At 36.6% G+C, this 19263-nt stretch carries 20 protein-coding genes; 8 read left to right on the forward strand and 12 right to left on the reverse strand.

What is annotated here, in order from left to right; genetic code table 11:
- Positions 1-27: 27 nt before the first annotated feature.
- The 3 genes from XM47_RS04280 to XM47_RS04290 all read left to right on the forward strand — a co-directional run bounded on the left by XM47_RS04280 (position 28) and on the right by XM47_RS04290 (position 1473).
- Complete coding sequence (locus tag XM47_RS04280) at positions 28-414, forward strand: hypothetical protein (protein ID WP_048690171.1); 387 nt, start codon at positions 28-30, stop codon at positions 412-414.
- The gene (locus XM47_RS04285) at positions 398-901 is read left to right on the forward strand and encodes a DUF3016 domain-containing protein (RefSeq protein ID WP_048690173.1); all 504 of its coding nucleotides are present in this window, start codon (positions 398-400) and stop codon (positions 899-901) included. The genes XM47_RS04280 and XM47_RS04285 overlap by 17 nt, the downstream gene beginning before the upstream one ends.
- A 74-nt stretch (positions 902-975) precedes the next feature.
- A complete protein-coding gene (locus XM47_RS04290) occupies positions 976-1473 on the forward strand; it encodes a metal-dependent hydrolase (protein ID WP_048690175.1) in 498 nt (165 codons plus the stop codon).
- A 52-nt stretch (positions 1474-1525) separates the two neighbouring features.
- Here the strand turns inward: XM47_RS04290 and XM47_RS04295 are convergent, their stop codons facing one another.
- The 3 genes from XM47_RS04295 to XM47_RS04305 all read right to left on the reverse strand — a co-directional run bounded on the left by XM47_RS04295 (position 1526) and on the right by XM47_RS04305 (position 4411).
- Complete coding sequence (locus XM47_RS04295) at positions 1526-2191, reverse strand: glutathione S-transferase family protein (RefSeq protein WP_048690176.1); 666 nt, start codon at positions 2189-2191, stop codon at positions 1526-1528.
- 92 nt (positions 2192-2283) lie between these two features.
- Positions 2284-2967, reverse strand: a complete 684-nt coding sequence (locus tag XM47_RS04300) for a response regulator (protein ID WP_048690178.1) — start codon at positions 2965-2967, stop codon at positions 2284-2286.
- A complete protein-coding gene (locus XM47_RS04305) occupies positions 2930-4411 on the reverse strand; it encodes an ATP-binding protein (RefSeq protein WP_048690180.1) in 1482 nt (493 codons plus the stop codon). The genes XM47_RS04300 and XM47_RS04305 overlap by 38 nt, the downstream gene beginning before the upstream one ends.
- Positions 4412-4598: 187 nt before the next feature.
- Here XM47_RS04305 and XM47_RS04310 point away from each other — a divergent pair, with 187 nt between their 5' ends.
- Together XM47_RS04310 and XM47_RS04315 are read left to right on the forward strand one after the other, a co-directional pair.
- Complete coding sequence (locus tag XM47_RS04310; protein WP_048690182.1) at positions 4599-4976, forward strand: c-type cytochrome domain-containing protein; 378 nt, start codon at positions 4599-4601, stop codon at positions 4974-4976.
- Between the two features lie 124 nt (positions 4977-5100).
- Entirely contained in the window at positions 5101-5637 is a 537-nt protein-coding gene (locus tag XM47_RS04315; protein WP_048690183.1) for a cytochrome b, read from the forward strand.
- 188 nt (positions 5638-5825) lie between these two features.
- On the opposite strand, the gene XM47_RS04320 is transcribed toward XM47_RS04315, so the two are convergent.
- The 6 genes from XM47_RS04320 to gmk form a co-directional block, all read right to left on the reverse strand.
- Positions 5826-6098, reverse strand: coding sequence for a TMEM165/GDT1 family protein (locus XM47_RS04320; protein ID WP_048690516.1), 273 nt, complete (start codon positions 6096-6098; stop codon positions 5826-5828).
- A 4-nt stretch (positions 6099-6102) separates the two neighbouring features.
- Positions 6103-6822: a tRNA (guanosine(18)-2'-O)-methyltransferase TrmH gene (gene trmH / locus XM47_RS04325; protein WP_048690187.1), complete on the reverse strand. Its 720-nt coding sequence runs from the start codon at positions 6820-6822 to the stop codon at positions 6103-6105.
- A 280-nt stretch (positions 6823-7102) separates the two neighbouring features.
- Positions 7103-7489 carry a RidA family protein gene (locus XM47_RS04330; RefSeq protein WP_048690189.1) on the reverse strand — a complete coding sequence of 129 codons (387 nt, stop codon included), beginning with the start codon at positions 7487-7489 and terminating at the stop codon, positions 7103-7105.
- Positions 7490-7521: 32 nt separating this feature from the next.
- Positions 7522-9624 carry a bifunctional GTP diphosphokinase/guanosine-3',5'-bis pyrophosphate 3'-pyrophosphohydrolase gene (gene spoT, locus XM47_RS04335; protein ID WP_048690191.1) on the reverse strand — a complete coding sequence of 701 codons (2103 nt, stop codon included), beginning with the start codon at positions 9622-9624 and terminating at the stop codon, positions 7522-7524.
- Between the two features lie 292 nt (positions 9625-9916).
- Entirely contained in the window at positions 9917-10198 is a 282-nt protein-coding gene (gene rpoZ, locus XM47_RS04340; RefSeq protein ID WP_048690192.1) for a DNA-directed RNA polymerase subunit omega, read from the reverse strand.
- A gap of 133 nt (positions 10199-10331) precedes the next feature.
- Positions 10332-10958, reverse strand: a complete 627-nt coding sequence (gene gmk, locus XM47_RS04345) for a guanylate kinase (RefSeq protein ID WP_149865457.1) — start codon at positions 10956-10958, stop codon at positions 10332-10334.
- A 145-nt stretch (positions 10959-11103) separates the two neighbouring features.
- Here gmk and XM47_RS04350 point away from each other — a divergent pair, with 145 nt between their 5' ends.
- The 3 genes from XM47_RS04350 (at position 11104) to XM47_RS04360 (ending at position 15183) form a co-directional block, all read left to right on the forward strand.
- Positions 11104-13857: a sensor domain-containing protein gene (locus XM47_RS04350; RefSeq protein ID WP_048690195.1), complete on the forward strand. Its 2754-nt coding sequence runs from the start codon at positions 11104-11106 to the stop codon at positions 13855-13857.
- 61 nt (positions 13858-13918) lie between these two features.
- Positions 13919-14281, forward strand: a complete 363-nt coding sequence (locus XM47_RS04355) for a DUF2750 domain-containing protein (RefSeq protein ID WP_048690197.1) — start codon at positions 13919-13921, stop codon at positions 14279-14281.
- Between the two features lie 47 nt (positions 14282-14328).
- Positions 14329-15183, forward strand: coding sequence for a DUF72 domain-containing protein (locus XM47_RS04360; protein WP_078061838.1), 855 nt, complete (start codon positions 14329-14331; stop codon positions 15181-15183).
- Here the strand turns inward: XM47_RS04360 and XM47_RS04365 are convergent.
- From XM47_RS04365 to XM47_RS04375, 3 genes are read right to left on the reverse strand one after another with little or no spacing between them, the layout of a single operon-like run.
- Positions 15175-17634 carry a PAS domain-containing hybrid sensor histidine kinase/response regulator gene (locus XM47_RS04365; RefSeq protein WP_048690198.1) on the reverse strand — a complete coding sequence of 820 codons (2460 nt, stop codon included), beginning with the start codon at positions 17632-17634 and terminating at the stop codon, positions 15175-15177. The two genes, XM47_RS04360 and XM47_RS04365, sit on opposite strands and share 9 nt — an antisense overlap.
- Before the next feature lie 15 nt (positions 17635-17649).
- On the reverse strand, positions 17650-18909 hold the full coding sequence (locus XM47_RS04370) for a response regulator (RefSeq protein WP_048690200.1): 1260 nt from the start codon (positions 18907-18909) through the stop codon (positions 17650-17652).
- Positions 18906-19244, reverse strand: coding sequence for an Hpt domain-containing protein (locus tag XM47_RS04375; protein ID WP_048690201.1), 339 nt, complete (start codon positions 19242-19244; stop codon positions 18906-18908). Before XM47_RS04375 ends, XM47_RS04370 begins: the two co-directional genes overlap by 4 nt.
- Positions 19245-19263 lie beyond the last annotated feature (19 nt).

A 19263-nucleotide genomic window follows, 5' to 3' on the forward strand; every position in this document is an offset into this window, starting at 1 on the left:
CTATACTTAGGCTAAAATTAACTGTTAATGAAAGCGGTTCGTTATCTTCATAAAGCCCCGTTTCGGGTCATTCGAATTAATCGACGTTCGAGTCGAATTAAATTTCGACGGACAATGCTAAGGCTTAAACTAGCCTTGTTGCAGGAAAAAGCTGAGACAAAAGAAATGCTCGCCATTTATCGCAGACATGCCAGTGGGCAGGCGACTAAAGAAGAGCTGGCGATAGCGAACGAACAATTTTTAGATGTTTTAAAGGGGATAGGTTTAGGTATATTTGCTGTGTTGCCTTTTGCACCTATTACTATTCCTATTTTAGTTAAATTAGCTCGCATGGTTGGTGTTGATATCATACCAAGTGCTTTTATCACTAAAGAAACAAAAGGTAGGAGAAAAAAAGATGAAAAACCTGAGTAAAAGTATCGTTAGCGTTTTACTACTTTTAAGTTCTGCTAACTTATTTGCTGCCAAACTTAGTCTTAAGTGGCAAAATCCTGAAGATTATATTGATGTAAAGGCTAGCCTTTATGAGTCAGATGAGGATTTTCAGAGTTACACATTCGAGCAATTTGAAACCTTTCTAAATCGCTTAGCTCAAAAATTACCAGATGATCAAACTTTAAAGCTGACTGTTACCGACTTAGACTTAGCCGGCGAAGTTAGACTGAGAACTGGCCCCTTATCTGATATGAGGGTGATTAAAACGCCTTATATCCCAAGAATTAAGTTTAACTATGAATTAATTGGTTCGGATAAGCGAGTGATCCAATCCGGTGAAGAATACCTTAAAAATATGGCAATGCATGATCAAGTTATTTTGCCGCCGAGTTTAGATAATTATAAATATGAGTTTTCTATGTTGAATCGCTGGTTTAAGAAAACTTTTAAGACAGTAAAATCTTAGGCTCTAATATAATAGTAACGTATTTGTTATACATTTAAGCTTGTTTAGCTCAAATTTGGATTGTTAGGGACTTTATGCCATTTACGCCATTTCATATGGGAACAGGGATTTTCATTAAAGCTATTTTGCAAACTAGTTTTAGTTTAATGGTTTTTGGCTGGTCACAAATCGTTATGGATATCCAGCCTTTGCGGGTTTTGGTTCAGGGACATGGACACTTGCATGGCTTCTCTCATACATTTGTCGGCGGGAGCCTTTTAGCTATTTTGGCGGCATTGTCGGGTAAATACTTATCAGAAGTGGGCTTACTCATCATAGGTATATCAAAAAAGTCACAGCCTATAAAAATTTCATGGCGAGTTGCATTTTTAAGTGCTTTTGTTGGTTGTTATAGTCACGTTGTGCTCGATGGAATTATGCACGGAGATGTTCAGCCTTTTTATCCATTCAGCCTAATCAATCCTATGTTAAATTTAATTTCAGTGGTTAATTTACACAAATTTTGTATTTACACTGGCTTGTTCGGGGCTGGCATTTTTTACTTTATACTTTGGCGTAAGGCTAGGGTTTGAGAAGTAAACATAGATGCACATGCTTACTCCTATTTTCATTTTAGTGAACTGATTAAAAGCTTAACTCTGGCTGTGTGAGCACTTTTTTACCTTCAGGGGTTGCTCTTATATTGTTTAGGTAGTTAACCAAATTCGGAAAATCACCTAGTGCATTTTGAGCGATTAAAATTCTATCTGTGTAATCTAATATAGGTACCAATAAAGCATCGGCTAGAGTAAATGTATCTCCGAGTAAAAATGGTTTTGAACCGAGCTGATTACTCATTATGGTTAGTGCATCTATCGCTGCAGGCATTTTTTGTTCAACTCTATCTAATCTTACACTGGCATTTTCGCCTTTAGGAAAAGCAAACTCAATTAATACATCTCTTAAAATCGCTTTATCGATATAAATCGAAATAGCAGCACAAAGTTGATCGCATTTGGCTTGCTCGACTAGACCTTCTGGTTGTATTTTTGGCGTTGAAGCTATGGCATCTAAATAGCGCAAAATAGGAGCTGTCTCATATAAAGTAATGTCATTATGTTTAATCACGGGAACTTTACCGAAGGGATGAAGTTTTAAATGAGCTTCACTTTTGAGTTTTATTTCCTCTTTATTAAATATCATTCCTGTCGTGTAGGGGATCTGTTTTTTCTCACAAACTAGCATGACAGATCTGACGAAATTAGAAAAATTAGGCCCGAGGATTTCAATTGAATCTATGCTACTTGTCATATTTTGTATCCTTAAATTAGTATGTTTTTACAACACTGCCAATTTAAACTAGCCTAAAATATGTTCAAGATCATATTTCTTGGTACTTATTGCTAAATACCGTATTTGTAGCCGACACCATATACTGAGTGTAGTTTGTTTTCTGATGTTGGCAGTTGTTCTAATTTTTTTCTCAATTTTTTGATATGACTATCAATTGTGCGGTGGCTGACGATTCTGTCGTCAGAGTAGGCTGCATGCATTAGACTATCGCGAGAAAATATACGGTTCGGTTTAGCAACCATAGTGGCTAATAAGCCAAACTCGACAGCGGTGAGTTGAACTTCAACCTGAGCAAAGCTAACGCTTAACTGGTTTTCGTTTAAATGCCAGTGATGTGATGTTTCGTTATTTGTACTTGGCTGCACTCTTCTAAGAACTGCTTTGGCTCTGGCGCACACTTCCCGTGGACTATAGGGTTTACAAATGTAATCGTCAGCACCTAGTTCTAAGCCTAATAGCCTGTCAATTTCCTCAACACGGGCGGTTGTCATCATGATAGGCACTTCTGATTGAGCGCGTATTGCTTTACACAGTGATAGACCGTCTTGACCAGGTAAGCCAAGATCTAAAATAATTAAGTCTACGTGATTCGAGCTAAAATAGCCCATTACTTGAGCACCATGGTGGATGAGTTCTACTTGATAACCCATTTGCTCAAAATATTTAGCCAGTACATTGGCTAGTTTGATTTCGTCTTCAACGATTAAAATTTTTGCTTGAGTAGTCACTGTCATAGCTCACAGGCAGCGTTATTATTATTTGTATACCACCTAGTTTACTATGATTTATTTTCAAAGTCCCCTGATGTGCTTGAGTAATTCTTTGACATAGAGATAAGCCTAAACCTGAGCCATTTAATTGTAAATTTCGAGTACTTTCACTGCGATAAAGTGGCTTAGTCAGTTTTTCTAATTCTTGATCCGTTACTCCTGGAGAAGAGTCTTGCCAAGTGATTTGTAGTTGGTTATTTGAAATTAGTTTCAGCGTACAATCGATTAAACCGGGTTTGTGGGTGTAATTGATTGAATTATTCATTAAGTTTCTAAACAGCTGTAGTAGCCTATTTTCATCTCCAAAAACCATGGCTTCGGTATCTTCAGATACTAGATTAAAGCTTAAATCTTTGTCTTTTAGTTCTAATGTATATTGCTGCTTTATGTCTTCGAGTAGGCTGGTTAGGTTTAACGATGTTCTGTGATAATTGAGTGCGCCTATATCGGAGGAAGACAGTTGGTACAAATCATCAATTAGAGCGGATAACCTGAGTATTTCACTATGCAGTGATTGCACTGCTTGCTTATCCAATGGAATGATTTCATCTTCTAAGGCTTCTAACTCTGAGCGTAAAATGGCCATTGGCGTTCTTAATTCATGAGATATATCAGCAATCCACTGTTGTCTTGCGTTTAAATTTTTCTGTAATGTCATGGCTAAAATATTGAAGCTAGCAGCTAAATCGGCTAACTCATCTCTGCCGCTGATTGGCAGTGTCTCTATGTTCTTAAAGTCACCAGATGTTAGCCTTTTCATCGCTTGTTGTAGTTTATTTATTGGTGTCACTAAGTACCGAGATACAGGCAGCGCAATAGCCAAAGCTAGAATTAAAATCGCTAATGCAATTTCACCTGATTTAGTCATTAAGCTAGTGGCAAAAGTATTATTGGCGTCTGAATATAATTTGGTAGGGTTATGAAAACCTAAATAGCCGATAATTTGATTGTTTGGGGTTTTGAGCTCTAACCACTGAAATTTACTTCTTTCATATTTAGGTATCTCGTTACCTATGATGAGTTTACCCTTAGTGTCTTTAAGTAGGAGTAAATTTCGAGCTTTCCTAGATTGCCTTGGATTTCTTGGCTCTGTCGCATCTCGTGGAGGGCGAGGACCTCTAAGATCACCTCTGTTTGGCTCAGCTTGGTTTCTAACTCTGTTTCCTTCTGCTAATAAGCCTCGCCAAGCCCTTGGATTATTTTCTAACCACTGCCAACTATGTTCAGCTTGATACCGCTCTGTGAGTAGTTGAATTAACGGGGTTAAATTTTGCTGGTGGCTCTGTTTGATATATTCATTAAATGTGAGATTGAAAATCCAACTCATACCAATAAATATGAGAGCGACAACTAAAATATTGCTTAAGCCAATTGCGATAAAGAGTTTGTGACGAATTTTTAAAACCATGGATTTTACCTAACAGAATCTCAGAGTTAACTCTAACCTAAAAATAGCCAGACAATGTGCAAAAAGTGTGGAGTTTAACGTTAAAAACGATTTTTTGAATCAAGCTTATGGTATTAGAGTTAGTTAGCGTAAAATCTATATTTGAAAATGACTACCTTTGTGGTACACAAAATGGAAAAAGTAAACTATGAGCAAAGTTTCATCCAGCGGTTTAATTGTCGCTATCTTATTTTTGACTGGCTGTAATGAGCAAGCGAATAATCCATTAGAGAATGCGCCTCCATACCCTATTCAGGATACGGTTTTACATAAAGTTGTTAGTGAATATTGTATCGATTGCCATAACCCGATAGATAAAAAAGGTAAGTTGGACTTACAAAGTAAATTAGATGGACATTTAAATGACTATCCATTTGTTTGGCATGAGGTGTCGCTCGCGCTTGCGAATAATGAAATGCCACCTAAAGATAAAGACGGGGTTAAAAGACCTGACCAAGAAACATATCAAAGGGTTTCAGCTTGGTTAAATGAAAGGTTTAATCATAAACCAGAAGGTAAAAATTAAGACTAAAAATAAAAAATCCAAATGTAAAAGTATAACTCGAGCATGATAATGTTGTAATAATTGAGCTATATAGTATAAATATACACGTATCTAACTGAATTAGAATAATTTTTAGGGGGCAATTATGTGGAAAGACAGTCAAACTAGTTTCGGTAGAATATCTATCATTAATCATTGGACGTTAGCTTTATTAATGATAGGTATGTTGATATTTGGCTTAGTTGTCGAAGATATGCCAAGAGGCCCGGATAAATTTGAAATGATAGGCTTGCATAAGTCTGTTGGAGTGCTGGTTTTATTTTTAGGCTTATGGCGGATTGCGTGGCGTATCATTCAAGGTTTTCCTTCACATGTGGATGGCGTACTTAATTGGGAAAAGCGGGTTTCAAAGATAGTACATATTATCCTGCTCGCTAGCATACTGGTTATGCCATTATCCGGTTATGTTATGAGTGAAGCGGGTGGATATGAAGTGAGCTTTTTTGGTTTATTTAGTCTACCAGAAATTGAAAACTCAAGAGAAATTGGCGGCATAGCACATGAAATTCATGAGATTTTTGGTAAGGTCATTATGGCGGTTATTATCTTCCATATCCTTGGTGCGTTAAAACATCACTTTGTTTCTAAAGATAGAACGCTTAAGCGTATGCTAGGAAAATAACCAGTTTTACTGAGAGGGATTTTTCTTGATAACTGGATTGAATTCACTTGGTTCTAAGAAAAATGCCTTTCAAGAAATAAAAATTAAATCATATCAAAACTTCATGGAATTAGATGATTTCTTGTCCAGAGTTAAGGTTAAATAGCCTTTCATTTCTGTCTTGAAAGGCTTGTTTTTCTTTTATTCAACTAAGCTGTGTAGAGGGTATAACAGCCAATAATAATAAAGCCAGCGCCAGCGATGTAGTTTAATATTTTTTCATTTATATATTCAGATAATAAGCTACCGGCTAATACCCCAATTGCAGTGGCCACTATCAAAGCTGCAGCCGCAGCAAAAAACACAGTCCACTTACTGACATCTTTATCTGCAGCAAATAACATAGTTGATAATTGAGTTTTATCGCCTAATTCTGCGATAAAGACAGTTGCAAAAATGGTCGCAAAAATTTTCAAATCCATGGTATTACTCTGCATTTTTTGCTTGAAGGGCTTTCCAAGCTTTATCTGACATTCTCATTTTCTCCCACCACTCATCGCTTGCGACAAGTTGGCCTTCTTCGTCCAGTGGTGGATAAGCTAAGCCTTTTCGTTTACAGGCTTCAGCATAAATAGGGTGACCACCTTCAAATAATATTTTGTGTCTTTCTGCGGCAGATAGCTTGTTCTGTCCATACATGCCTGCGAGTTGACGCTGCCTTTGTGCTTCATAAAGTATAGTTGCGCCAGCTACAGATACATTTAATGATTGCACCATGCCAACCATAGGAATAACAATATGGTGATCGGCCAGTTCTAGTGCTTCAGGCGTGATACCAAATTTTTCTTGCCCCATTAAGATAGCTGTCGGTTTGGTGTAATCAATTTCTCTAAAATCAACTGCTTTGCTTGAAAGGTGCGTTGCCAAAACTTGCATTTTTTGTGCTTTCATTTGGCTAACCGCTTCTTCAATATTTGAATGCATATGGACATTCACCCAATTTTGACTCCCTAAGGCAGTCCCAGAAGACATTCTTTGATAACCTTGAACAAGTACAGCATGAACATCGTGAACGCCTACCGCATCTGCAGTGCGAACTATGGCTGATAAATTGTGTGTTTTATGCACGGCTTCTAAACATATCGTTAGATCGGGTTGGCGGTTATCAAGTGTTTGGTTTATGCGGGCAAGTCTTTCTGGAGTCATGGGAATATTCGCGATGCTAGTTAACCTGAACTTGGGATAACAACTTGCTTTCTAGCTGCTATTTTCCTTATGACTGCGTTAAATTTGATTGCAATAGGCTCGCTATTGGCGTTCAAATTCGCCTTGTACTAAGAAAAAACATCGAGCTAGAATAGATGAAATATCAAAAGTAGATGTATTTCAAATTGTTAGCTAATTTATTATCCCGAGTTCAGGTTAGTTATTAAAAACAATAAGGCAGCCAAAGCTGCCTTAAATTAAATATGCTGTAACCTTAAGGTTACATAGGTAGTTCCATTACCCCATCAATCTCGATTTGTGCACCTTTTGGTAATTGGCTAATACCAATAGCCGCACGTGCCGGATAAGGCTGGTCAAAGTATTGTGACATAACTTCATTTACTTGAGCAAAGTTAGCCAGATCAAGTAAGTAAATATTCACTTTTACTAAATCATTCAAGTTACCACCGGCAGCTTCACAGACAGCGGTCAAATTTTTAAATACCTGATGAGCTTCATCAACGAAACCAGTTGATACCAATTCCATAGTTTCTGCTACTAGTGGGATTTGACCTGATAGGTAAACAGTTGAACCAACTTTAACTGCTTGGCTATATGTACCGATAGCCGCTGGCGCTTTATCAGTAGAAATGATTTGCTTAGTCATTATTAAACCTTCAAATTATATTTAATTAAAACTTATTTACGACGGAAAACACGTTGAACTTCTGGAATATGACGTACTTTTTTCATTATTTGGGCTAAATGAATTCTGTCATTGACCGTTAGAATTAAATCAACTGTGTATAAATAACTGTCTTTTTCTTCGGAATTTAAACTTTGGATATTTGAGCCCATCTTAGCGACCGCACTAGTTACTTTGGCTAAAGCACCGTGTACATTGTGAAGATCGATTCTGAGCGCACAAGAAAATTCTTCATCAGGCGAATTATCCCAGCTAACTGCAAAATATTTAGAAGGCTCATCGTTATGATCTCTAATATTTCGACAGTTTTCTATATGGACTATGATGCCTTTTCCAGGGCTAACATGGCCAATAATCTCGTCACCCGGGATTGGTCGGCAGCATTTCCCATATGAGATTAACATGCCTTCAGCGCCTCTAATCGAGACTTTTAAATCGCTAGGGTATTCATTTTTATCGTCTTCATGCTTAAGTAACTTACGCGCAATAACTATGCTCATTAAATTACCTAGACCAATCTCAGCCAATAACTGATGCAGGGTTTTTAACTTTGTTTCAGCTAAAACGGCTTCAATATTCTCATCTGGAATATCATTTAATTCATGATCGCCCAGAGCAACTTTTAACAAGCGTTTACCGAGATCAACAGATTCTTCACCTTTTAAGTTTTTCAGGTAGTTTCTGATTCTAAGTCTAGCTCTCGGCGTAATGACAAAATTGAGCCAATTTGCATTTGGTCTTGCTGCTTTTGCTGTGACAATTTTTACGGTTTGGCCGCTTTCAAGTGGCTGATTTAACGGATGCGGTTTTTTGTCGACGGTTGCTCCGACACAGCTGAAACCAACATCTGTATGTAACGCAAAAGCAAAATCGACAGGTGTTGCACCTTTAGGTAACTCAATAATTTTACCTTTAGGGGTGAATAAATAGATTTCTTCTGGGAATAAATCAGATTTTACGTTTTCAATAAATTCAAACGAATTACCCGCACTCTGTTGTAGATCTAATAGACTATTCATCCATTTTTGAGCTCTAACTTGTGCTGTTGTGCCTTGGCTATCTGAACCTGATTTATAAATCCAGTGTGCAGCGACACCTCTGTCAGCTGTTAGCTCCATCTCATGGGTGCGAATTTGGATCTCTAACGGAATACCATGCGGGCCAATTAATGAAGTATGTAAAGATTGATAACCATTCAGCCTAGGCATAGCTATGTAATCTTTAAATCTATTATCGATTGGTTTATATAAATTATGTACCACACCTAAAGTGCGGTAACAGGTATCCCAATCTTTAACTGTGATTCTGAACGCGTAAATATCCATTACGTCGTTGAACATCAGCTCTTTATTTTTCATCTTTTTATATATGCTATAAAGATGTTTTTCTCGGCCTTTTACGACACATTCAATATTGGTTTCACTGATTCTTTGACGAATTTCGCGGCCGATTTTTTCTATGATATCTTTTCTGTGGCCCCTGGCGCTTTTTACTGCGGCACCAAGTGCTCTGTATCGCATAGGATACATGGCTTTAAAGCCTAAATTCTCTAATTCATTTTTGGCATCATGAATACCGAGTCTATGGGCGATAGGCGCATAAATCTCTAATGTTTCAGTCGCTATTCTTCTGCGTTTATCCGGCCTTAGCGAGTCTAGCGTCCGCATGTTGTGCGTTCTATCTGCTAATTTAATTAAAATAACTCGAATATCTTGCACCATAGCCATAATCATTTTTCTAAAATTTTCGGCTTGGGCTTCTTTTTTACTGTTAAAGTGGATTTTATCTAGTTTACTAACACCTTCAACTAAATCAGCTATGACAGCGCCAAAGGTTTCGGCTAATTCATCTTTCGTTACAGGGGTGTCTTCTATCGTATCGTGTAAAAGTGCTGCACATAAGGTTTCATGATCTAAGTGCATGTGCGCTAAGATCCGAGTTACAGCTACTGGATGCGTAATATAAGGCTCACCACTACTGCGGAATTGACCTTCATGGGCATCTCGTGCGACTTGGTAAGCTTGACGAATTAAATCAACTTGCTCCTGAGGTAAGTATGCAGCAGCGAGTTCACCTAAATCTTGAAATAATTCCACTAATTAAAACCTGCGATTGAAAGTTAACAAATAAAAAAGTTTTTGAGTTTATGCCTATTGAATAACAGAGACACGCGAACAAATAAAGCTTTAATTTATTATTAGTGTCAATTGATGAAATATTCAACTAGGTAGGTATAAGTGTAGCTTGTTTACATTACTCAGGTTGAGCAGATGTTAAATATGTTTGTTTTATAATTGGCTATTTAGCCAAACAAACTACCAGCTTAATGACTCGACTAGCATTAAGCGTTTGAGTAATTAAGCTGGTTTAGCAAAACATAGATATGTTTTACTCGTGTACTTGGCCTTGTGAGAAAGCTGCTACTGCTGCAATTTCTGCTGCTTCTTGCTCAGCTGTTTCTCTACGTTCTTGCGCATCCATGATATCTGAACTGATTAATTCAGCTTCAATTTCACGTAATGCTAAAACGGTTGGTTTGTCATTTTCTAACTCAACCAGTGGATCTTTACCACCAGTTGCAATTTGACGTGCACGACGAGCAGCAACTAAGATTAAATCAAAGCGGTTGCCTACTTTTTCTACTGCATCTTCTACGGTTACGCGAGCCATCTTTACTCCGCTAAAATTTTTATTGAAAAAAGATTGATTAGTTTACTTTATGATCGCAATTAATCCAAGAGATCAGCATACAAAGGCGATAACTTTTTCCAGTTTATGCTGATTTCTTTAAAATTTAGAGGGGTTAACCTAGTAAATCATTAAACAAGGCTTGATGTCTTTGTGCCTGAGCAGCTTGTTTGCAACGGTTTGCTGTTAAAATCGCGGAAAATTCTTGTACCGCCTGATTAAAGTTATCGTTGACGATAATATAATCAAATTCATTATAATGAGAAATTTCAGATTGTGCTTCAGCCATGCGTTTGGCAATGACTTCTTCACTATCTTGACCTCTTTTTTGAAGCCGGCTTAATAGTTCTTGTTGTGACGGTGGTGCAATAAATATGGTTTGAGTTTCAGGTTTTAGCTTTTTGACTTGTCTGGCGCCTTGCCAATCAATATCTAAAAATACATCTATACCTTGAGCTAGCGTGTTTTCAATTGCGGCTTTAGACGTCCCGTAATAATTACCAAAAACTTCAGCCCACTCGAAAAAATCATCGTCAGCTATCATGCTTTTGAATTTTGCTTGGTCGACAAAATGATAATGAACGCCATTTTCTTCACCAGGTCTTGGGTTACGAGTGGTATGTGAAACCGATACAGAAGCCAGAGCGTGATCGCTTTGAGCTAAATAAGCCTTAATTAAGCTTGATTTCCCAGCACCACTGGGAGCAGATACAACGTATAAAGTACCAATAGAAGACACAATAACCACCTAAACTTGATCGTAAAATAGCCGACTATTTTACGCTATCTAGCTCATCATTAAAATATTAAATATTGGTTTATCCAGGCAGCAAAATGATAGGACTCGACTAAACTTAATGAAAAATTGAAGCTTTAAAGGAACTAACTTGTCTAAAATTTTATTTAGCAAATTAGCTGAAGATTATTTCCATAAATCTAACGATGCATTGTTTTTAGTTAATCCTGATACCGGGCTAATAATTGAAAGCAATTTAAGTGCAGCTTTGTTCACCGGACATAACGCTGAAGCGTTATTGAAAATGGAGTTGCAACAACTACTTGATTCAGGAGGCCTGGTTAAGTACGAACAAACCTCCAATTTAACAGGTGGATGTCGATTTACAGCTAAATTATTAGTTAAAAGCGGAAGCTTGCTTGATGTTGAAGTGACAATTCACATGTTGGGGGATGTTTATCTTTGCGTTATTCGAGATATTAGTTCACAGTTGGAATATATATCGACTAATGAGCGCTTAATTTCGATTATAGATAAGACTTCCGACGCAATTGCAATTTCAAATACTCAAGGGGTTATCGAGTATTTAAATCCAGCAGGCAGGAGGTTATTAAATTATATCGATAAAAATTTAAAAGATACTAATGTATCAGAGCATGCAACTGAGCAAACTAAATTAGTCTTGCAAAATGAAGGAATTCCTACCGCAATTAAAACAGGCAAGTGGCAGGGGAAGTCTTCATTTCATACACCTCTTGGAATAGTTGATACATCGCATACTTTGGTGTGCCATAAAAATAGCAAAGGGAATATTGAATTTTTTTCTTCCATATTAAGAGATATTAGCCGTGAGCATAAAGCTCAAAAAATCATTAATCGCTCTTATCATTTACTCGAAAAAGCTGAAGAGATAGCGCAGTTAGGATCATGGCAATTTAATTATGAAAAACAAAAAAGTACTTGGTCTGAAGGCTTATATAAAATCTTAAATTACCCAAAGCGACTTACTCCAGAAATAAAGCATTATTTAACCTTGGTCGATGAGCGGGATATCGATAAGGTTAAGCAGGCCGTTAACTTTGATAATGCTGACTCGTTTGATTTTACCCACAGGATTAAATTAATTAATGGTCAGATGAAATGGATTCGAGCCATGGGAAGCGTTGAAAAAGATGATGATGGCAATCACATTAGAGCAACAGGTGTTATACAAGATATTACGACAAGAAAGATCCAAGCTAAAGCGTTAGAGTTAGCGCAAAATGTTTTTGATCATACAACCGAAGCTGTCATGGTATCTAATGCTAAAAACCAAATAATCCGAGTTAATAAAGCTTTTGAAGATATCACCGGATATAGTTTAGGGGAGATACAAGGGAAGAACCCTAGCTTGTTATCTTCTAATAAGCATGACGTCGATTTTTATCAAAATATGTGGGAATCTCTAAATGAGACAGGCACTTGGCAAGGTGAAATATGGAACCGTAGAAAAAACGGGGAGATATATCCAGAATGGCTAACGATAGATACAATTTTTGATGAGAATGGAGAGTTGCTCAATCGAGTTGCTATATTTTCAGACATTAGTTTTCAGAAAAAGCAGGAGGAGTTTATTAAGCATCAAGCTAATTTTGATGCTTTAACTGATTTGCCCAATCGGACTTTACTTCACGACAGACTAAACAACTCAATAAAATATTCGTTGAGACATAACACTGAATTTGCAGTGTTATTTATAGATTTGGACATGTTTAAATCAATTAATGATACCTATGGCCACCATATAGGCGATAAAGTGTTAGTTGAAGCTGCTAAGCGCTTAAAACAAACGGTAAGAAAAAGTGATACGGTTTCCCGTTTTAGTGGTGATGAGTTTGTTATTTTAGCGAATGAAATTAATAGCGCTAAAGGTGCCGAGCATGTCGCGCAAGCTATCATTAAAGTCATGCAGGAACCTATATTTTTAGATAATTTAAAATTACATATTAGTGCTAGTGTCGGTATCGCCCTATTCCCAACTGATAGTAAAGAAATAGATGAGTTGTTATCTTTAGCCGATCAAGCTATGTATTTTTCTAAAGCTTTGGGACGTAGCCAATATCAGTTTTTTACTAAAAAATTAGCGGAAAAATCTGCTCGGCGTATACAACTAAAAGAAGCCTTAATATATGGGATTGAAAATAATGAACTTTATAACGCATACCAGCCTATTTTTGAGCTATCTACAGGAAAAGTGGTTAAATTTGAGGTGCTAGCTCGTTGGTACTCTTCTATTTTAGATGAACAAATTTCGCCGATAGAGTTTATTGGCATTGCTGAAGATTTTGGTTTGATTGAAGAAGTCGGTGAGCAAATTGCGACAATGGCGCTGCGGGATATCAAAGTAATTAATGCTCATTACCTGCAGGACTTCAGTATTGCGATTAACCGTTCGGTGCGTGAATTTAGTGGTAGTAAACAGAACATTAAAAAGTTAGAGGTCTTAGTGGAAGAAAGCGGCATTCCTGCTAATTGGCTTACCGTTGAAATCACAGAAAGTTTGTTGTCAGATAACCATACTGAGCAAGCGAAAAAACTAAATTATTGGCGAGATATTGGTGCTAGTACCGCCATAGATGATTTTGGAACTGGATACAGCTCATTGAGCTACTTAACTCAATACCCAATAGATTTGGTTAAAATAGATCAGAGTTTCATTAATAACCTCAACCCGAAAAATATTAAAATTATTGATGCTATTATCAGCTTGTCACACAGTTTAGGGTTAAAAACCATAGCAGAAGGAATAGAGACTTTAGAGCAATACAACTTATTAAAGTCACTGGGCAGTGATATGGGGCAGGGCTATTACATATCGAAGCCGTTAATATATGATGATCTGTGTCTTTTCTTAAATCGCTTGTAACTCTAGTAACTTGAGCTGTATGATCAAAACTCATTTCCAAAGTTAAATATAGAGATAAACTATGACTACTTCTTCAATGGAACAATTTGTCGAAAAAATTAAAGATTCTAAAGTGTTATGGGCATTAACTGCTGGTAATGAAGAAGATTGGCTGGTAATTGAATCTGCAACTAAAGCAGAGCACGATGTATTTTTGCTTTGGAGTAGCGCGGATAATGCGAGAGCGACTTGTACTGACGAGTGGTCTGACTATACGCCAACACCTATCTCTTTAACTGAATATGTTGATTTTTGGGTGGAAGAGTTTGCTAATGAAAATGTTTTAATCGGGCTAGATTGGGCTGATGAACAAGAAAACATCGAAGTTGGCGTTGTTGAACTTGCTCAAGTGTTAATTGAATCAGGTGTTCACCAAGATAAATAATCTAGTCAATGTTGCAAGAAACTCCTCCAATCCACATAGGCTGTCCTATGTGGACCCATACTAAATGGCAAAACGTTTTTTTTGCTGCTGGTACGAGTACAAAAGACCACTTAGAAAATTATTCTAATTTCTATACTAGCGTAGAAGGTAACACGACTTTTTATGCTTTACCTAAGCTTGAGACAGTACAAAATTGGGCAGATTCAACAGCGGATAATTTTAAATTTTGTTTTAAATTACCTCAGAAAATCACTCATGAATTACAGTTAATTAACTGCCAAAGTGAAGTTGATAGTTTTTTAAATTTATTAGGACCAATTATAGCAACAGGCAAACTCGCGACAATACAGATCCAATTACCACCTTATTTTTCGGCAAACCAACTTGTTTCACTTTCAAAATTTCTTGAGTTGAATTCGCGCAAGGTCAATTTTTCGGTTGAAGTTAGGCATTTAGATTTTTTTAATAAGCAGCAAGAAGAAAAAGATTTAAACCAGTTGTTAATACAGTACCAAGTTGATCGTATTATGATGGATACTCGGCCTGTACATTCGCAAGTCCCCTCGACCGAAGCCATAAAAGATGCTCAACTGAAAAAGCCTAAGGTGCCAGTTCATGTATTATCAACGGCTAATCAACCCATAGTGCGCTATGTTGGGCAAACAAATATAGAAGCAAATCGAGCTTTTATTCAACCTTGGTTAAAGCATTTTAAGTTATGGTTGGAACAAGGCAAAAAACCGTATCTATTCATTCATACTGCAGATAATGCTTACCTTCATGATTTAACTCGCCTTTGGTTGAGTATGCTTGAACAAAGCTTGGGGTATTACCCTGCGCATAACACTTTATTTCCTGTAGAAAAGGCTAAGTTGGAGGCTAATCAAGCTAGCTTATTTTAGCCACTGATTTAATGTGCTTTCTAGCTCTTTCATTTGCACCGGCTTGCTTAAAAAGCCATTCATGCCAATAGACAGACAATGGCTTTTTTCCCCAGTCATAGCTGCACCAGTTAGAGCTACAATTGGAATCTGAGCTTGGTTAGCTTCTAGCTCTATTTCTCGTATTTTTGAAGTCATTTCATAGCCATTTAAGTTTGGCATATGACAGTCAGTCAAAATTAGTTTAAATTTATATTGCTGCCAAATGTTTAGTCCTTCAATACCATCATTTGCTATTTTGTAACTAAAGCCTATTTTTTCCATTTGTTTGGCAATTAATTTTTGGTTAAGTGGGTTGTCCTCAACAATTAAAATATCAGTGACGTCATTGACTATCTCATTGTTCTGTTGCTCAGATTTACTCGGTGTAGGATTAAGTAATTCCGTATCTAAATCTAAACCTAAATCGAATTCTTCTAAATCAATTTCTTCATATCCAGAGTTTATTTTGACTAAAGATTTTTCTATTGAAGAGATAAGTTGAGCTCTGGTCGCTGGTTTTATTGGAATGATGTCTAAATTGGAAAATTTTTGTTTTGCTAAGGTTTTTTGAGTTTTATCTATTATCAGCAAAAGTTTACGGTTATTTTTTTTAGCCAATTGATTTAAATTACTTATCTCGCTTTCGAACTCTAACACTTCACCCGCCAGCAAAATAATTGTTGCTAAGTCGCCCGTATTTGCTAAGTTTTTCATTAAATCATCATAACTAGTATGACGAACATCTCCGCCTTCCGCTTCTATGTACAGGCCTAGTCTATTTTCTAGTTTGTTTAAATAAGGATTTAGATTAACCAAGTAAAAACTTGCTTGTTTAAACCTAGGGACTTTGTCGTATTCATTTGTTTTCCATAACGGGAGCTCTAAAGTAAAGGTTGAACCAAGATCTAGTTCACTCTCTAGATGAATGGCGCCCCCCATAATGTCTGTTAACTTGCCACAAATTGCGAGTCCTAGGCCAGTGCCACCATACTTTCGGGTCGTAGATCGTTCGGCTTGTATAAAAGGTGAAAATAATTTTTTCTGCGTGGCTTTATCTATGCCAATTCCGTTGTCTTTTATTGAAAAGCTAACTAGAAAAATACTGCCTTCCACAGATAGTATTCTTGCATCCAATACCACTTTTCCTAATGTGGAATCTGTCGTTTCGGTAAATTTAATTGCATTGCCGATTAAGTTGAATAAAATTTGACGAATTCTGACTGGATCGCCATCCACTAATAACGGAATTTTTGGATCTTCACGAACGTCTAAAATAATGCCTTTCTTAGCTGTTTCGGGCAAAAAAACTTTAATTACATTATCTATGATTTCAGAAATTGAAAAAGGAACAATTTCTAATTCCATTTTCCCCGCTTCGATTTTATTCAAATCTAAAATATCATTTAAAATATAAACTAGGTTGTTTGCGGATGTGACAGCTGTTTCTATTAAGTCTTGGGATTCGTAATCTAGTTGACTTTGGTTAAGTAAATCGAGAGAGCCAATTATGGCATTCATTGGTGTACGTAATTCATGACTCATCATGGACAAAAAATCTGATTTTGTTTGACTTGCCTGCTCGGCTTGTAGACATGCTTGTTCTAATTGCTTTGTTCTGTCTTTGACTCTTGCTTCCAGTTCTGTATTTAGCTTTCTTAGTTCATTCTGGATAGCGTATTCTTGAGTCTGCTCTATACAGATACCGTCGATAGAGACAATTTTACCGTGACCTTTTCTTTTACACACACCTTTCGCATAAACGTATATTAATTCATCATTTTTTAAAACAGCGCGGTAAGATTCTTCAAAATCTATGCCTTTAGTTAAGCTCAAGGTTAGCGCATTAACAACTCTGTCTTTATCTTCTGTATGCAGAGTATCTATCCAAGTTTGTATATTTCCAATATCACTTGGCTCTAATTTAAATATTTTATTGGCTCTTGTATCCCAGTGCCATCGCCATTCGTTTTCGTTAATAGGGACTGCGGACCAAGTTCCTATTTTACCCGCTGACAGGGCAAGCTCCTTTGCTTCCATTGTTTTACCAAGTTCGTTTAGAATTTCTTTTTCTAAACCATAATCAACAATGTAGCCCAAGACCAAACCATGGTATGGACTATCCCCACTTTGTTTATAACCCCTTAATTTGTACCAGCAGGCTTTTCCATCAACAACTAACCTTAGTTCTAACTCTAATGGGGTGTTAGAGGCGATGTGGCTATCAAAAAAAGCATCGAAAATTTCTCTATCATCGCTATGTATTATATTTTTAAACTGATGCCATGTGAGTGCTTCTGAGTTGCTAAGTTTTATTAATTGTTTAAATGTAGCTGAGAAGTTTGCACTACCTGATTCAATTTTGTATTCCCATATTCCCAAACCAGCACTAGTTGCAAGTTGTTGACATTTAGTTTGATTTGAAAATGACATCACAATTCCTTCTAGTTATTGATAGTGCTTTACAAGGCAATTTTTAACAGTTTTTAAAATTTTCTCTTTATTAGACGGTTTCATTATGTAGGCATTTATCCCTGCAGATGCCCACTTGTGTACAATTTCTTTATCTTTATTTCCGGTTAACGCTATGATTGGTAAGTCTTTCTTTCCACTGAATTTTCTGAATTGTTTCGTGGCGTTTAAACCATCTAATTTGGGCATAAATAAGTCCATTAAAACTAAATCATATTTGGTTTTTTTTATTTTATAAATTGCCTCTAGCCCATCAGCTGCAACATCTACGGAGTAATCAGATGATTGCAATATTCTTTTAACCATATCTCTATATATGTGATTGTCCTCAACGAGCAGTATTTTTGTTATTTTGTTTAACTCTTCGGGTTCGACTTGATCCGAAAATAACAGGTCATCGCTCGTTTCGGCTGTTAACTTTTGTGCTAAAACGTCTTCTTCTATTTCTGTAATTCTACTGATTTCTTTTTGAGTTAAGGTTAATAAATCATCTACATCAACTTGCTGCATGTTTTCGTTTAATGTTTCATTAATATCTTGGGTGTGCTCGAGGATATTTGATTGAATTGAGTTCAGTTGGCTTAGAGCTTGATTAAGTTTGTCCTTTAGCTCATCACCAAACTCATTGACTAAAGGCGTAATGATTGCTTTGAGTTGCTCTACGGTATTTGCTTTAGAATCATGCCTCTCAGACGGTGCAATTAATTTATCTGATAAAGGTTCGGTTATCTGGTTATGAGTTGCTTGGATGTCTTGAATTAATTGGGTTAAATTTCCGTTTAATAATTGGCAATGTGAATCGTTTATACTAATTAGTTTATCCGCTGCATTTATTTTTTTGCATGCTCTATTTAAAATAGATATTAAGCGGAATTTTTGGTAGATAGGGCGGGAAACAAAGTAATCAAAAAATGCGCCTTGAGCACATAATGAGTGGGCAGCTTGAACTTCATTTTTTGAGCAAATTAAAATGACAAAGTGAGGGTAATTTAACAATTTATGTTGTTTGATTAGCTTGATATAAAATTTTACAGAGTCTTCAAGCATATCTGTTTCAAGTAAAATGATTTTCGGCTTACAGTCCCTTACTGCATTAATCGCATCAGTTGGCATCTTAAACACCCGAAACTCTTCTATAAACTCGCTGGCAATATTAACTGCTCCTGTGGGAGTGTTGTGTTCGTGAAGAAAAAGTACGGTCGGATGGCGACTTGCAATTGAATTTCCCTGTTTCATATCTTACTCAGTATTTGTTTGAAATCGGTTATATCTGTTTTTAATTGCATTATTAAGCGATATGACTCTTGCTTGTTGGCTTCTCGGGCTGTGTCTTCTAATGCTTGTAGTGTTGAAGCACATCGCATAGCACCAATTGCTTTGGCTGAAGTTTTTAAAAAGTGGGCTGATTCTTTTAGGGCTTGAAAATCTTTTTTGTTAAAAAGTAGCGCGATTTCTTTAAGCGTAGTAATTGACTGCTTATAAAACTCAAGCTGGTATTCAGAGATAAGCTCAGGCTCTTCTCCAATTAAAGAGTGCATTATGCTTTCATCAAAAACTTTATTGTTCTGCATACCGCAACTCCAAGTTGAA

The sequence above is a fragment of the Catenovulum maritimum genome (assembly GCF_001050375.1).
GTDB classification, from domain to species: domain Bacteria; phylum Pseudomonadota; class Gammaproteobacteria; order Enterobacterales; family Alteromonadaceae; genus Catenovulum; species Catenovulum maritimum.

Excerpts from the sequence above, each read along its gene's own strand:
- XM47_RS04280 (WP_048690171.1), top strand. The coding sequence starts at position 28 with ATGAAAGCGGTTCGTTATCTTCATAAAGCCCCGTTTCGGGTCATTCGA.
- rpoZ (WP_048690192.1), bottom strand. The coding sequence starts at position 10,198 with ATGGCTCGCGTAACCGTAGAAGATGCAGTAGAAAAAGTAGGCAACCGC.
- XM47_RS04330 (WP_048690189.1), bottom strand. The coding sequence starts at position 7,489 with ATGACTAAGCAAATCATTTCTACTGATAAAGCGCCAGCGGCTATCGGT.
- XM47_RS04300 (WP_048690178.1), bottom strand. The coding sequence starts at position 2,967 with ATGACAGTGACTACTCAAGCAAAAATTTTAATCGTTGAAGACGAAATC.
- XM47_RS04305 (WP_048690180.1), bottom strand. The coding sequence starts at position 4,411 with ATGGTTTTAAAAATTCGTCACAAACTCTTTATCGCAATTGGCTTAAGC.
- XM47_RS04370 (WP_048690200.1), bottom strand. The coding sequence starts at position 18,909 with ATGAAACAGGGAAATTCAATTGCAAGTCGCCATCCGACCGTACTTTTT.
- XM47_RS04295 (WP_048690176.1), bottom strand. The coding sequence starts at position 2,191 with ATGACAAGTAGCATAGATTCAATTGAAATCCTCGGGCCTAATTTTTCT.
- XM47_RS04285 (WP_048690173.1), top strand. The coding sequence starts at position 398 with ATGAAAAACCTGAGTAAAAGTATCGTTAGCGTTTTACTACTTTTAAGT.
- trmH (WP_048690187.1), bottom strand. The coding sequence starts at position 6,822 with ATGACTCCAGAAAGACTTGCCCGCATAAACCAAACACTTGATAACCGC.
- XM47_RS04310 (WP_048690182.1), top strand. The coding sequence starts at position 4,599 with ATGAGCAAAGTTTCATCCAGCGGTTTAATTGTCGCTATCTTATTTTTG.
- XM47_RS04365 (WP_048690198.1), bottom strand. The coding sequence starts at position 17,634 with ATGTCATTTTCAAATCAAACTAAATGTCAACAACTTGCAACTAGTGCT.
- XM47_RS04315 (WP_048690183.1), top strand. The coding sequence starts at position 5,101 with ATGTGGAAAGACAGTCAAACTAGTTTCGGTAGAATATCTATCATTAAT.
- XM47_RS04355 (WP_048690197.1), top strand. The coding sequence starts at position 13,919 with ATGACTACTTCTTCAATGGAACAATTTGTCGAAAAAATTAAAGATTCT.
- XM47_RS04375 (WP_048690201.1), bottom strand. The coding sequence starts at position 19,244 with ATGCAGAACAATAAAGTTTTTGATGAAAGCATAATGCACTCTTTAATT.
- XM47_RS04360 (WP_078061838.1), top strand. The coding sequence starts at position 14,329 with ATGTGGACCCATACTAAATGGCAAAACGTTTTTTTTGCTGCTGGTACG.
- XM47_RS04320 (WP_048690516.1), bottom strand. The coding sequence starts at position 6,098 with ATGGATTTGAAAATTTTTGCGACCATTTTTGCAACTGTCTTTATCGCA.
- XM47_RS04290 (WP_048690175.1), top strand. The coding sequence starts at position 976 with ATGCCATTTACGCCATTTCATATGGGAACAGGGATTTTCATTAAAGCT.